Annotated in this window: 9 protein-coding genes; all 9 read right to left on the reverse strand. The window is 56.9% G+C overall.

All coding sequences use genetic code 11. The features are described from left to right. Positions 1 to 233 precede the first annotated feature (233 nt). The 9 genes from CKW31_RS21495 to CKW31_RS21535 all read right to left on the reverse strand — a co-directional run bounded on the left by CKW31_RS21495 (position 234) and on the right by CKW31_RS21535 (position 14,443). Complete coding sequence (locus tag CKW31_RS21495; protein ID WP_095099784.1) at positions 234 to 2,678, reverse strand: TonB-dependent siderophore receptor; 2,445 nt, start codon at positions 2,676 to 2,678, stop codon at positions 234 to 236. A 92-nt stretch (positions 2,679 to 2,770) separates the two neighbouring features. Then, a complete protein-coding gene (locus CKW31_RS21500; RefSeq protein ID WP_176469942.1) occupies positions 2,771 to 3,694 on the reverse strand; it encodes a FecR domain-containing protein in 924 nt (307 codons plus the stop codon). Further along, complete coding sequence (locus CKW31_RS21505) at positions 3,691 to 4,203, reverse strand: RNA polymerase sigma factor (RefSeq protein WP_095099793.1); 513 nt, start codon at positions 4,201 to 4,203, stop codon at positions 3,691 to 3,693. Before CKW31_RS21505 ends, CKW31_RS21500 begins: the two co-directional genes overlap by 4 nt. A gap of 153 nt (positions 4,204 to 4,356) precedes the next feature. Continuing rightward, a complete protein-coding gene (locus tag CKW31_RS21510) occupies positions 4,357 to 5,061 on the reverse strand; it encodes an OmpA family protein (protein WP_095099796.1) in 705 nt (234 codons plus the stop codon). A gap of 100 nt (positions 5,062 to 5,161) precedes the next feature. Then, complete coding sequence (locus tag CKW31_RS21515; protein WP_095099799.1) at positions 5,162 to 5,806, reverse strand: MBL fold metallo-hydrolase; 645 nt, start codon at positions 5,804 to 5,806, stop codon at positions 5,162 to 5,164. 172 nt (positions 5,807 to 5,978) lie between these two features. After that, positions 5,979 to 8,720: a LuxR C-terminal-related transcriptional regulator gene (locus CKW31_RS21520; RefSeq protein WP_095099801.1), complete on the reverse strand. Its 2,742-nt coding sequence runs from the start codon at positions 8,718 to 8,720 to the stop codon at positions 5,979 to 5,981. A gap of 332 nt (positions 8,721 to 9,052) precedes the next feature. Continuing rightward, the gene (locus tag CKW31_RS21525; protein ID WP_176469943.1) at positions 9,053 to 10,417 is read right to left on the reverse strand and encodes a DUF1329 domain-containing protein; all 1,365 of its coding nucleotides are present in this window, start codon (positions 10,415 to 10,417) and stop codon (positions 9,053 to 9,055) included. Between the two features lie 29 nt (positions 10,418 to 10,446). After that, complete coding sequence (locus CKW31_RS21530) at positions 10,447 to 12,384, reverse strand: DUF1302 domain-containing protein (RefSeq protein ID WP_095099807.1); 1,938 nt, start codon at positions 12,382 to 12,384, stop codon at positions 10,447 to 10,449. 382 nt (positions 12,385 to 12,766) lie between these two features. Next, positions 12,767 to 14,443, reverse strand: a complete 1,677-nt coding sequence (locus tag CKW31_RS21535; RefSeq protein WP_095099810.1) for a fatty acid--CoA ligase — start codon at positions 14,441 to 14,443, stop codon at positions 12,767 to 12,769. Positions 14,444 to 14,627 lie beyond the last annotated feature (184 nt).

Consider the following 14,627-nt stretch of genomic DNA (forward strand, 5'->3'; position numbering starts at 1 on the left):
GGGCAGGAGCACTATCTACAATAGAGGCTCTTGGCCTTAGGAGCTCAACAGCTTCCTGCTCTCCCTCGATGATCAGTCGAGAACTATGGCGCGGTGAGGCGCTAGAGTCGAGATACAAGGAGCTCACGAGCACCGCGAGGCAGCGATGGCGGTCTGTCTGATTCGCCGCTATCGCGGCCTCGCGGTGCTCGTGCGCTCCTACAGTGTCCGGCGACGACTGGACGAAGGGGACCTCACCAAAACGTTCCGCGCAATGTCAGCATGTGGTTACGCGGTTCGCCGTACCAGTTGGTGGCGGACGTCGATCCAACTGTCGCGTAGTAGTTTTTGTCGAAGATGTTGTTGGCGTTGTACGTGACGGTCCAATGCTCATCAACCCGATACTCAGCCAGCGCATTCCAGACTGCATAACCTGCCTGACTGAAATCGTAGGCATTGGTTGCGCCATTGGATGTCACCTGTCCGCGGAAGTAGTTAGAGCTTTGCAGATTCACACCGCCGCCGACTTTGAAGTCTGACAATACCCCCGACAAACGGTAGGTCGAGAACATCTTGAACAAGTGTTTAGGGGTCTGCGTACTTAACGGCGCATCGGCATTCTTGTTGCGGTTCATGTTGAAGGTGTAGCCCGCCATCAACATCCAGTCAGGCATGATTTCACCCGACACTTCCATATCCACACCCTTGCTCACCACTTCGCCATTGCCAATCCAGCAGCAACTTCCTGAGAAGTCAAAATCCCTGACAGGATAGCTCGGATCTCGCACCCCCTGATTTTCTCGTGTGGAGTAGTAGAGCGCGATGTTGGTGTTAACCAGCCCTCCAAACAACTCGCCTTTGAGGCCTGTTTCGTAGGTTTTGCCTTCCAGTGCATCAAGCGAAGTACCAGCACCAGAGAGCAAATTGACCTGAGGTTTGTAGATTTCCGAGTAGCTACCGTAGACCGACCACTCATCATTGAGGTCGTAAACCAGGCCGCCATACGGGGTGACCTTAGTCGGCTCGCGCCGACTGATGTCTGACTGGATCGCCCATACCGTCCCCACGCGAGTCTGGTAGGTCTGCTCGAATTTGTAGCGTTGAACCCGGGCACCCAGTATCAAGTGCAATGGCTCGGCCAACTGCAAACGCAGGCTGCCATACAGGCCATATTGAGTCTGGTTATTGGGGTTGTAATCGCGCGTATAGTCGCGATTGTTGGCTGGCTCAGGAAAGGGTGTCGTGGCAGGATCGAAAGGGTTCACCACGCCGACCGCCGTCGGGAATCTGGTTGTACCCAGCCAGCGGCTTTCGATTTCCTGATAGTCGCCCCCCAGCACCAGGTCATGTTGCAGGCCGAACATCTCGAATGTACCAGACAGATTGGTGTCCCACATCCGCTGCTGGTTTTCCTGCTTCACCGAGCTGCCGAACCAGGTCAAGCCCAGTCCGGTCGCTTGATTGACCCCTACGCCGCTCACCGTAGAGGATTTGAAGTAACCCACGTCCCAGAGATCGGTGTAAGACACGTTGAGCTTCCAGTCATCGGACAGCTTATGGTCAATCTTGGCGAATACCTCGCGGCCGGTGGCATCGGTGTAGGACCAGTTCTGCCCCAGGCCTGTGCTGCGAGGCAGGCCAATATCTGAACCATCGAGATAGCGAGGTACTGAACTCTGAGTGCCGTTTTCATGAGACTTGTTGTAGCGGATACCGGCAGTCAGCATGGTGTCGTCAGTGACGTCTGCTTCCAGCACACCGTAGACAAAAGGCTTTTCAGTGCTGCGGTTATCGACGAAGTACTGTCGATCGGTGTTGGCGACCACCATGCGCCCACGCAACTTGCCGTCGAACGCGATAGGCCCGGTGACATCCAGCTCCTGACGGTAGTTGTCCCAACTGCCTGCTGATGCGGTGAACTTCAACTGAAACGTATCCATCGGGCGCTTGCGCACCATGTTGACAATGCCACCTGGATCGCCTGTTCCCCCGAACAGCGCTGCCGAACCACGCAGGACTTCAATATGGTCAAACTCCGCCAGATCGTAGACGTTTGAAGAATAGAAGCTGCCCAGCGAACTACCCTGCGCCATTGGCGCCGCACCATCGAGCTGAAAGTTCTGGATCGTGAAGCCACGCGACAGGATGTCGAAAGTCCGGTAGGTATTGTTTTGTACCGAAATGCCCGGCGTCGCCCGCATTGCATCGTTGATATCCGTCATCTGCTGATCGGCCATCAACTGCTGGCTGACAATCGAGATCGACTGCGGTGTTTGACGCAGGCTGGTTGGCGTCTTGGAGCCAACACTGGTCAGGCCGGTGGTGTATGAGCCTGAGTTCTCAGTGGCCTGGCCCATGCCCTGCCCCTGAATGCTGGTAGCTCCCAGTTCAACAATTGCATCGTTGCGCCGTGAAATTATCAGCGTCGAGCCTTGTTGCTGATAAATCAGGCCACTGCCATCAAGCAGGCGCTGAAGTGCATCCAGAGGTTCAAGGTTGCCCTTTATGGCAGGTGCATTGCGCTGGGCGACAATGCTGTCATCTACCGCAATCGTCAGGCTGGCGGTTTCGCCCAATTGCCGCAGTGAAGTGGCCAAGGGTTGCGAGGGCAAATCAAGGGCAACGGGCGCAGCCAAGGCATGACCCGTAAGGGCCAGAGACATGGCAACCACAAGATTCTTCAGCGGATGAAAGAGCATTGGGTCTTCTCGTTATAGGTAGCAGATACCTAATGACGCGCTAGCTGGAAAAAACCCTGATGTGCAAACAAGAATTATTTTCGTCGTGGCGCTCAACGTGCGCGTAGGTGAGTAACGCCTTTGCTCTGCTCGACTTCTACTGCGGCGATTTTTGGCAAAGCCGACAAGAAACTGTCGATGTCGGAAAGCTGCACCACCGCCGTGATCAGTGGCGATTTCTTTCCTGCAATGCTGCGGACCGGCTGCTCACGATGACGAGACAGACTGTCAGCTATCTCGGCCAGATCCGCTTGGGTAAAGATCAACCGGCCATGTTCGAACGCAAACGCATTGGTGGCAGGAATAGTCAGCCGTTGCAGAGGCTGGTCGCGACGAATCTCAGCCACCTGCTCCTGAATGAGTTGCAGGCTCGAAGCATCACTGTCAACCTGAACCTTGCCCCTCTCCACGCTGACCCGCAGCCGGTCATCAAGCCTGTTGACCACGAATCGCGTGCCTAACACCGTCACCCGCGCCAACCCGGCGTCCACCACAAACGGACGATCGGCAGCGTGTGCAACGTCAAAAATCACCTCCCCCTGCAACACAAAAACCTGACGCTGCAACCCTTCGTATCGCACCTGCACACGCGTATTGGCACCCAGAATAATCTCGCTGCCGTCGGGTAAGCGCTGCGTTTGTTTCTCGCCCCAGCGGGTATAAAACTGCTGCTCGTAAACCCCGGTTCGGCTCCAGTAGCGCCATGCGAGACCGCCGACCAGCAACCCTCCCAGACCCAGCAAGCTGTTACGCATAAAGGTGCGGCGACTGCTACGTATCTCCATTGATTGGGCAAGGGCCTGGGTTTTGCGGGTCGAGGTGAAGTCGCCCCATAGTTCGCAGAAGGCCTGGTACTCGACACGATGCTGGGCGTCGGCGCGAAGCCAGATATCAAACCGCGCTCGATCAGGGTGATCGTCAGGAACGTCGAGCAAACGAGTAAACCACCGTGCAGCTTGCTCTCTTGGCGAACTCACGAGCAAAGCGTCTCACGAGCCGCCCGCAGGTCGAGTAAGGCACGCATCAGATGACGCTCAACCATGCTCAGGCTGATATTAAGCATGCGGGCGATATGCACCTGGCGATGACCTTCAATTCTCGCCAGCCAAAACACCTCGCGGCAACGTGGCGGCAGGCAATCCAGAATACGTTGCAGGGCTTCAAGACGCTGCTGCAGATCAGCAAGATGCTCTGCTGAGGGCGCGAACTCTTCGTTCACGTTTTCATGCGTCAGGTATGCACCGTCATCATCGGTCAGGGGCTGGTAGCGGGAGGCGTCGCGGTAGTGGTCGATCAACACGGAATGAGCAACGCGCCGCAAATAGGCGTTGGGCTGTTCGATGGTGATTCGCTGGCTGGCCAGCATGTAGCGAATAAACGCGTCGTGGAGAATATCGTAAGCGCTGTGAACGCAACGCGTCTGCCGGCTCAGACTGAGCAACAGATCAGTGTAAGCCCACCGCAGGTTGATACCGTTCCAGTTCATCCGTTCTATCCATGCTGGCGGTTGGACTTACCTGTCAGCAACAGGCGTCAGCCACTCGGATCGCAAGGATAAAAGCTTTAATGAAATAGCGCAAATAGGAAGCATTACTATTTGCGCTATCAGGTTCAGACGGGTAGACGGTTCAGCACAGAATTACTGCTGATATTGCTCGTACTGTTGACCCGGAATCGGTTTGAGGTTGACCTCAACCCGACGGTTCTGAGCGCGGCCATTCACATCAGCGTTACTGGCAATCGGCTGATCAGGACCTGCACCACGCACGGACAGGCGGGCAGGATCAACGCCTTGGGACGTCAGATAGGTGCTCACGCTCTGTGCGCGTTGCTGAGACAGGTCCATATTGTGTTGACGCGAACCCGTACTGTCGGTGTAACCAACGATCTCGATGTTGTTCTGATTGAACTGTTTCAACGAACCGGCGAGATTGTTCAGCGGCGAGTAGAAGCTGCTGGCGATCGCCGAAGAATCGGTGGCGAAAGTGATGTTGCCCGGCATGATCAGCTTGATCTGATCGCCTTGGCGCTGAACTTCTACGCCCGTGTTGGCCATGCTTTCGCGCAGCGCTTTTTCCTGTTTGTCAGCGTAGTAACCGTAACCGGCAGAAGCCGCACCGACGACCGCAGCGCCAATCAAAGCCCCTTTGCCGCGATTATTGTGATCGATGGCTGCCCCGGCCAGAGCCCCTGCCAGCGCACCCAGTCCGCCGTATTTGGCCGTTTTGCTGACACCGCCAGAGTTCTGAGCCTGGCCCTGATTGTCATAAGGATTTTGCGACGCACACCCGGAAAGCATTGCCACGGCAGTAGCGACAATAATCAAACGACGCGAGGTAAACATGGAAATGCTCCTGAATTCTATGAACAGTAAGTCCTCGGACTTGTGACGAAATTAGAGCATGGCAGCCCTCATAAATTCCTTAACCCTGCCTGAACAGCGCTCAAGCCCGAACGAACGGATTCTCACGCATTTCATCGCCCAGCCGTGTGTCAGGACCATGCCCTGTAACAACCGTAGCCTCTTCATCAAGTGTGTACAAACGCTGCTTGATCGAACGCACGATGGTCGCCTGATCCCCGCCCCACAAATCCGTACGACCAATACCGCGACGGAATAAAGTATCCCCGGCAATCAACAACCCGGCATCGGCAAACCAGAAGCTCATCGAGCCGGGAGTATGGCCCGGTGTGTGCAACGCCACGCCACAGCCGCAGGCCAGCTCCTCATCATCGGCCAACCAACGATCCGGCGGCGGCACCGGCGTATACGGCACGCGAAATACCTGACATTGCGTCTCAAGGTTGTCCCACAGAAACTGATCCTCTTTATGCAGATGCAACGTCGCCCCGGTCTTCTCTTTCAGGAGCCCCGATGCCAGAAAATGATCCAGATGGGCATGGGTATGGATGATGCTCACGACCTTCAGCTCCAGCGCTGCCAGGCGAGCCAGAATCAACTCATGATTGCCGCCCGGATCAACCACGATGGCTTGTCGGGTAATCGGATCGCCAATGATCGTGCAGTTGCACTGCAATGGGCCGACGGGGAAGGTTTCTCTTATCAGCGTGGGCTTTGCGGGTTGCATGGGGGGCCTGCGAGGTTAATTGATCAACTAATGGCTGAACCTGATTCTCCATTATCCGGGCAATCCTCAGAAGCATGACAGCATCCTGAAAATCGAAGTCCCGGAGGATTGGGGGGTTACCAACATCAATGAGTGATGGCTGAGCTTCAGAATCGGAGCGGTCGGCTGAACATCAGCTCAACAAGCCCAGTTCCTGTGCCCGGGCCACGGCCTGGGTTCGGCGCTCGACTCGAAGCTTGCCATTGATATGGCTGGCGTGGGTTTTGACGGTGTGCAGTGAGATGAAGAGCTGGTCGCTGATCTCCTGATTCGAGCAACCCTGGGCGATCAACTGTAGAACGCTGAGCTCCCGTGCGCTGAGGGTGTCCATGACAGGCAATGCATCGGGGCTTTCCTTGAGCTGGGTGCAGGCCATCATCGGCAGTCTTTCCAGCAGGGCATCGCGCACCACACAAGGGGCGACTTGCAGCAGTTGCTCGCGCAGCCAGGCAGGATGATGCTCAATCAGCTCATGAAACGGCAGCAACGCCCCGCCCGTTGCCGCGAGCAGACTCTGACCAAATAGAGCGCGGGCCTTCGCTTCGTCGCCGGTGCCGATAAGCAACAGCATCTGCTGGATCAATGCAGTCAGGTTCAGAAGTTGACCATCGACGCTACGCGCATGACTCTCCAGCTGTTTGAGGCGTTGCGTGCACGCGTCAACCTTGCCCTGAATGCGCTCCAGTGCAGCGCACTGCAACTCGACATAGTGCGGCAGTTGCGGATGACACTCAGGTGAGGACGCTGGCGTATCGCCGCTGTAGGTCTGGGTCAGCCGCAGCAGCCAGGCTTCGGCCAGATCGAATCGGCCTTGCGCCAACCACAGCTCGCACTTGACCAGCGTGATCATCGCCAGATAGTAAATCGACGGCACATCCCAGATATGCATCAGCCGCTCGGCTTCGGAAAGCTCCGCAAATGCCTCGGCAAAGCGCCCTTCCCGCCCCAGCAGCCCCGCCATTACGCAGTGGCCGATCAGCACGCTGATGTCTCGACATGCCCGAGCTTCGGCAATACCGGCCAGTAGCTGCACGCGACCGGTCTCATCCTGCATGCGCAGGGTCAGCAAATAGCCTTCATAAAGCGTGAGTCGCGCACGGACGGCGTACAAGCGTTGCGCAGACAAGCCCTTCAGCCGGTGCAGCCCGTGGCGAACCTCATCAAGCGCGCGAAGGATTTCCCCCCGAGCCTGTAACGCACGGGCGCGATCATAATGCGCGAGGGCTTCGAACAAGGGATTGGCGACCCGCTGCGCCAGCTCCAGAGCGTCACGGTTCAAGGCACGCGCACGCCACAGGTCGCCTTCGGCAATCGCCAGATTGGCCAGGGTCGACAAACACATCAAGCGCTGGCCGTAACGTTTTCGCGGCAGGCTGAGCAACGCCTCACTGCAATAACGCTGAGTCTTTTCAGTGTCACCTCGCCCGCGGGCAATAATCCCGCTCAGGGCCAGCCACTGAGCGAGCATTGATTCTTGCGCAGTAGCGGAAGGTGCTGGCAGAAACCGGCTGAGGTGCTCAGCCAACTCTTCGGCGGCATCAAGCTGACATGCCAGCCCCAGCGCCCAGGCGTACAACACAATCAGCCTCGGCGTACTGATCAGCAGGCTGTCGGGCAAATCCATTTTCCAGCGTAACAACATGCCGACGTTCTGCTCAGCCAGCAGCTGCTCTTCGGACAGGTTCTGGACCAGATTGGCAGCCACGTCAAGGTGCCCGGCCCGCAGTGCCTGTTCAACCGCTTCGTCCAGCAAGCCCTGTTCGCTGAACCAGCGGCAAGCATTCAGGTGCAGAAGATTTTGCCGGGGGCCTTCCTGAGCCTTGGCGCGCAGCAGATCAGAAAACAGATGGTGATAGCGGTACCAACGGCCATGCTCATCGAGCGGTACCAGAAATACTTGATGCGCCTGTAGATAGCCCAGCAATCGCGCGCTGTCATGGCTGTCCCTGACCGCATCGCACAGTTCGAAGCAAAAACGCTCCAGGCATGCGGTGTCATACAGAAAAGCCTGCACATCGTCGGGCAAGCTATCGATGACTTCTTCGAGCAAGTAATCGCGTATCAGACCCTCACCGCCATGCAGTGCTTGCGGCAACTTGTTATCGGTCCCCTCTTCAGATGCTGCCAGCAACCAGAAGCGCAGCCCGGCCACCCATCCTTCGCTGCGCTCGATGAGGCTCTGCAGCGCATCGGCACCGAGCGAGTTGCTGCGCTCACCCAACAGGGATAGAGATTCGGCATGCGTCAGACGCAAGTCCTGTTCGTTGAGCTCCACTAATTGCCGCGAAAGTCGCAAACGCGCCAGATGCCACTCAGGACGCTGGCGACTGGTGACCATGATGATCAAACCGGCAGGAAGATGATTGAGGAAAAACTGCAGACAGCGATCCAGTACCGGGCCCTGGGCCAAATGGTAATCGTCCAGCACCAGCAGAACTGGCTTGCCCAGCATCAGATGCATCGACAACTCATCGAGCAGACCGTCGAGCCACTCTTCAAAGGCGAAGGGCTGATGCCGCTGACGCATCTTCAATAAACCCAGTGCCTGAGCGCCCAGCTGTGGGAAGAACTGCTGCAACGCTGCTAGCAAACGCTCCAGAAAACGCCCCGGATCGCTGTCGCGCGAGCTAAGACCCAGCCATGCACTTTGCCAATCCTCAGGCAGGTTCTGGCAAAACTCGATAGCCAGTGAACTCTTGCCGAAACCGGCGGGCGCGCTCACCAAGAGCAGCCGTCCGGATAACCCGGCAGCCAACCGCGTACATAAACGGTGACGAGGCACGTAGCCGTCAGGCAGAGGTGGTCGGAAGAATCGCCCCTCCAGTGCGGGGACCGCGTTGCCTGCGAACACTTGCAAACGGGACAGATCAGTCATGGCCGGCTCTTGATCGGCTTGGCGAATGCTCTGGAGACTAGACGGTAAGTCAGTCGTTTTGAAGGCTGCGCGGGAAAAGACTGTAACAATTTCCCTACAATCATCGACTCGAATACACAGCCATAAAAAAGCCCCGGTGAAGGGGCTTCATGCGCAAATGATCGGTAGGAGTGCCCCCGCCGTCATCCAGACGCCGCGCTGTGGCACAGCAAACACGATCCCTGTAGGAGCGCACGAGCACCGCGAGGCCGCGATGGCGGTGCATCAGGCAGATCGCTATCGCTGCCTCGCGGTGCTCGTGAGCTCCTACAAAATATCTATCGTGACTGGAATTAGCGCACCCCCTCCTGACGCAACGCATTCGGTGTGAACTCACTGGTAGTCGCAGTAAAGCCGAAATCGTACGCCCTCTTCTCTTCGTTCTTCATGCCCAACGCCAGATAGCGGCCCGATTGCAGGTCGTATATGGCTTCCAGGGCATACCACGGCACTTGCTTGTCGTAGTAGTTCTCGGCGTGAGCTTCAGCAACACGCCACAGCTGGCCACGACCGTCGTAGTGGTCAATGACCGCGGCTTGCCAGGTATCTTCATCAATGAAGAAATCACGCTTGGCATAGATGTGGCGCTGCCCTTCCTTGAGAGTTGCGGTGATGTGCCAGACGCGGCGCAACTCGTAGCGTGTCAGGTCCTGATTGATATGCCCTGCCTTGATGATGTCAGCGTACTTGAGCTTCGGATCGTCCAGCTTGTAGCTGTTGGCAGCGATGTACATTTCCTGCTTGCCGACCAGCTTCCAGTCATAGCGATCCGGCGCGCCGTTGAACATGTCCAGATTGTCGGATGTGCGCAAGCCATCAGCGGCAGTGCCCGGTCCGTCATAAGAAACCTGCGGAGCGCGGCGGACCCGACGTTGCCCTGCGTTATAGAGCCAGGCAGAACGCGGTTCGGCTACCTGATTGAGGGTTTCGTGCACCAGCAGCACGCTACCGGCCAGACGCGCTGGCGCGGTGACTTCCTGTTTGAAATAGAACAGGACATTGCCGGGGTTCTTCGGGTCGTAGTCCTTCATTTTGTCGCGGAATACAAACTGATCACTGAAATACACCAGGCTGTATGAACCGTTCGGCTGCGGCGTTGCCTGGGTCACCAGACGCTTCACGCTACCGCCACGATAACGCCCAATGTGGTTCCAGATGACTTCGGTAGCACTCTGAGGAATCGGGAACGGTACCGCTGTATCAAAGTTTTCCACACCATTGCCACCCCCTACGAGCTTGGCATTGGTGGCATTTCTCTTGATGGCAGCCGACACATCATCCGGAACCGCCGCGCCGCGATGGGACGGATAAACCGGCATTTTGAAGGTTTCCGGGTAACGCTTGAACATCGCGTACTGACCCGGCGCCAGATTGGCCTTGTACTGCTCAACGTTAGCGGCGGTAATCGTGAACAGCGGTTTCTCGCTGGCATACGGGTTGGCCAGGAAACCTTTGCTGTCCACTGCCCCGGCATTCTTCGGCATCGGGCTCCAGGCAGGAATAGTGTTGCCAGCATTCCCGGCCTTCTCCGCGCCCATTGGCGTCAGCGTAGTGCCCAGTTTTGCCGCTTCGGATTCAGACACAGCAGCCATCACGCCGGTTGCCAACAGCGACAACCCCAGCACACCGACCTGCAACAGATTTTTTGTTATTTTCATATTCATCGTCGTCCTGAAAAACCGGGCTCTTAGAAGTTCATGCCGAAGCTGAGCGACACAAAATCACGATCGTCAACGGTGGTGTACTTGCCATCGAAGAAGTTGGTGTACGCGAGAGCCGCCGTGTAAGTGTTCTGGTACTCGGCATCCAGCCCCAGACTCACCGCCTTGCGACCTTCCTCGAAGTTGCCGCCAGGACCTGGCGAATAACCTTTGACGTCATGAGACCAGGCGACGTTTGGACGCAGGTTCACCCCGGCAAATACGCTGTTGTAATCCCAGATGGCGCGCGCGCGATAACCCCAGGAATTGGCGGTGGTGAAGCCGTCGTCTTCGCAATAACGGGTGAGGTTGTTTTGCGCTGCGCCGGTGAGCGTGCCCGCGTTGAGCGTCGCACACTGACCATTAGGCAGGGGCCCAGGCCCGTAGCTCGGATCACGGCCATAACGAATTTTCGAAGTGCTATCTAGGCCGCCTACATGCGTCCAGCCCACTTCACCCACCACGGTCAGACGTTCAGCCCCCATGACTTGATCAAAGAACTGCGTGAAGCTGGTTTGCAGCTGGGTAATTTCTTTACGGCGATAGCCCTTTTGATCGGTATCCGGGCGACCTTGCAGCACCGACACGTTCGGGTTCAGAGGGGTGATGCCCGAATACAGGATATCGGTGGTGTTGATTTGCACCGGAGCATTAGGCCGGTAGCTGAGTTCGCCGCTCCAGGCGGTGCCGGTTGGCAACGTGGTGGAGAAGCTCAGACCGTACAGATGAATGTCTTCCGGGTACTCGACGTAGTAGCTGGAGTTACCCGCAACGACCAGAGGTAAAAGCGTCGGCGCCAATGCCCTGGCCGTAGCCAATGGAATACCACTGCCCACAAGTCCACCCACTAGCCCTGCGGCACTATAAGCACTGGCGGGAGCGCCTCTGCCGCTGAAAATCGGCGCGCGGCTGTGGTAATTCATGAAGTAAGCGCCAAACTCGGTGTCCAGCGGCTCGAAGTTATAGTGCATGGCAACGCCAAACTGGCCACTGTCACGCGCATCCCGGTCAGGGCCACGACGTACGACTGCACCTTCATCCGGGTTGCCGAACGACACACCGCGCTGGCCAAGGGTGTTGAAGATCGCGCCGCGAGCCCCAGCAGGTAACCCGGCAGCAGTCAGTGAGCTGTTCAGTCCACTCCGACTGCGCAACACCGCCAGATTGTTATCGCAACCGTCTGAAATCACGTCGGGTTGCGAAAAGAACGTACCGCAGTTATCGGTAACAGTCTGGTCCCACTCAAGCTGGTAGAAACCTTCTGCCGAAAGATTCTCAGTGATGCTTTGCGACAGGTAAAACATATTGACCGGAATCAGGCCTTCCTTGATTTCGGCCCCGGGACGACGGAACGCAGACACGTCGACCGGGTTGATGCTGTTGATGCCGCCCTGGATGAAAGTACTTTCACCCCAACTGACCACTTGTTTACCGAAACGCACCGAACCTGGCTCATCGCCGATGCTGTAGTTGTGGTAAACGAAAGCGTCGAGAATCTGCCCGCCGGAAGACTTGGCGCCTTCCTTGCGATTGGAGTCGCTGATGTCCTTGAACTCCCGGCCTTCGTCCTTGAGCTCAAAGTCGTACCAGTACTTGCCTCGCACAAACACACCCGTGTCGCCGTACTTCAACTCAAGATCGTGAATGCCCTTGAAGATTTTCGAAAACGTTTCACCGCGTTTGAAATTCAAGTGGCCGTCATCGGATGTTTGCGACAGGCCATGCCCGCCGTTGTTCGAACCGATGAGATTCTTGTTGGCGTTTTCGGTGGACCAACTGGCGCCCACGGAGAGCGACGAGTCGAACTTGCCTTCGATTTCGCCAATGTTGAAGCTGACGCCGAAAGCAGGACCGGCGAGCGTAGAAGCGAGGCTGACGGCCAAAGGCAATTTTGCCCGCCGCCAGAACTGGTTTGCTGATGTCATCGACGCTACTCCATGTGTTTTTTATTGTTTTGGCAGTGGTACTGCAAAAAACGGACAGCCGATCTTTCGACAGACAGTCCAGCGCTCATCGGGTAACCCGGAAGATTACAACGATTCGCCTTGTCATTGGTTTTTACGCAGCCCCTCCATCGACTATAGCCAGCCCGACGCACTGCTTGATCCCTCTAAAGTGTGATTTGAAGCGCCAAACGCTCTGGGAAGCACTTGTTGGGGGATTTCTGTTGATGTGCGACGTGGGACCGGCTCTAGCCCGGAAGGCGGTCGTTCGGCAACTAGAACTTTTGTGTCTGCCCCGGCCTCTTCCCGGCTAAAAGCCGGTCCCACGACATCGCGCGGATGCCTGCGCGTTTACAAAAAAGCCTCAAAGGGTCGACAAAAACGCGCTATTGGTGCTCTGCCATTCGGCGATGTCCAGGCGCATTCGCTTCTTGTCGAGTTTGCCGACGCTGGTCTTGGGAATTTCAGTAACAACCGCAATCTGATGCGGGATTGCCCACTTATTGATGTGGCCCAATTCGACGAAAGGCTTGAGGTGCTCTTTCAAATCCTTGGCCTCAACGCTGTGCCCGTCACGCAACACCAGCAATGCAAAGGGTCGCTCTCCCCACTGTGGATCAGCGATACCCACTACCGCGACTTCGCGAACTCCGGGATGGCGACTGCACAGGTCCTCCAGCGCAAGGGAGGAAATCCATTCGCCACCGGTCTTGATCACATCCTTTATCCGGTCGCGGATGTCGATCACGCCCATGCTGTCGAGCGTGGCCACATCGCCCGTGTGCATCCAGCCACCCGCCCACATCTCGGCGCCTTTCTGCGGCTCACGGCAATAACCTTCGCTCAGCCAGGGCGCGCGCAGTACCAGCTCACCCATGGTTTCACCGTCAGCCGGGAGGAAATTGCCGTCTTCGTCCACGATTGCCGCGTCCACCAATACCCCAGGCACACCCGCTTTGATGCGGTAGGTGATGCGCTCGTCTTCGCTCCCCGCACGCAATTCGTCGTTCAAATGAGCCACCGAAATCAGCGGGCCGGTTTCCGACATGCCATAAGCAGCCGTCAATTGAATACCCCGCGCTTTGGCCGTCTCATACAGCGTCCGGTTCAGCGAACTGCCACCAATGATGATTTTCCAGCCAGCAAAGTCGACGCCCTGCGCGCTTTTCGCGTTGAGCACCATCTGCATGATGGTCGGTACACAGTGGGAGAATGTCACTTTCTCCTTGCGCCACAACTCGACCAGAAACTCTGGGTCGTAACGGCCGGGGTAAACCTGCTTGACCCCCAGCATCGTCGCCGCGTAAGGCATCCCCCAGGCGTGAACATGAAACATGGGCGTGATGGGCATGTACACGTCACCGGTGTTCAGCAATCCTTCGACGCTGCCTAAACCGGTTGCCAGACCCAAGGTGTGCAGCACCAATTGACGATGGCTGAAGTACACACCTTTTGGGTTGCCCGTGGTGCCGGTGGTATAGAAAGTGGTGGCGACGGAGTTTTCGTCGAAGTCTTCGAATTCATATTGATCACTGGCCTGGGCCAGCAGCGTCTCGTACTCGCCCACCAGATTCGGCAGCTCGGCGGTCTTCTCCGGCAAGTCCGTCAGCAGCAGAGTTTTCTCGACCGTGGTCAGATGCCCGGCCATGGCTTGATACAGGCCGACGAACTCACTGTTGACCAGCACAAACTTATCGTCGGCGTGGTTCATGGTGTAAGCAATTTGATCTGGCGAGAGCCGCACATTGATGGTGTGGACCACCGCTCCTATCATCGGGATAGCGAACATGCACTCAAGATAACGGTGGCTGTCCCAGTCCATCACCGCCACGGTATCCCCGGCTTTCACGCCTGCGGCAGTGAGCACGTTTGCCAGCCGACAGACCCGCTCGATCAGCACTGGATAGGTGTAGCGGACTGTGTCGCGGTAGACGATTTCCCGGGTTTTTTCGTAACGACTGCCTGACATCAATAGCCGCTTGATCAACAGAGGATATTGATAGGCACCGTCGGCTGGCGGAATAACGCGGGTCTGTAGCATAAGAGTTCCTTTTCAAAGTACACAGGCGTGGCTTGAAATATGGACTCTAGAGCGGTACCTCGCCAGTCAAATCAGCCGAAGGGATGATTTGCGACCCGGATACTGCCTGCCCGATCTGTAAGAGGGACGGTATTTCTGACACCACGCTGTCTGGCAGCAAACATTGGATCTGTAGGAGCTGCCG

The organism is Pseudomonas sp. Irchel 3A5 (genome assembly GCF_900187575.1).
In the GTDB taxonomy this organism is placed as follows: domain Bacteria; phylum Pseudomonadota; class Gammaproteobacteria; order Pseudomonadales; family Pseudomonadaceae; genus Aquipseudomonas; species Aquipseudomonas folii.

Bases quoted from the DNA above. Each gene is read 5' to 3' on its own strand.
- CKW31_RS21515 (WP_095099799.1), bottom strand. From the start codon at position 5,806: ATGCAACCCGCAAAGCCCACGCTGATAAGAGAAACCTTCCCCGTCGGC.
- CKW31_RS21520 (WP_095099801.1), bottom strand. From the start codon at position 8,720: ATGACTGATCTGTCCCGTTTGCAAGTGTTCGCAGGCAACGCGGTCCCC.
- CKW31_RS21530 (WP_095099807.1), bottom strand. From the start codon at position 12,384: ATGACATCAGCAAACCAGTTCTGGCGGCGGGCAAAATTGCCTTTGGCC.
- CKW31_RS21495 (WP_095099784.1), bottom strand. From the start codon at position 2,678: ATGCTCTTTCATCCGCTGAAGAATCTTGTGGTTGCCATGTCTCTGGCC.
- CKW31_RS21525 (WP_176469943.1), bottom strand. From the start codon at position 10,417: ATGAAAATAACAAAAAATCTGTTGCAGGTCGGTGTGCTGGGGTTGTCG.
- CKW31_RS21535 (WP_095099810.1), bottom strand. From the start codon at position 14,443: ATGCTACAGACCCGCGTTATTCCGCCAGCCGACGGTGCCTATCAATAT.
- CKW31_RS21510 (WP_095099796.1), bottom strand. From the start codon at position 5,061: ATGTTTACCTCGCGTCGTTTGATTATTGTCGCTACTGCCGTGGCAATG.
- CKW31_RS21505 (WP_095099793.1), bottom strand. From the start codon at position 4,203: ATGAACTGGAACGGTATCAACCTGCGGTGGGCTTACACTGATCTGTTG.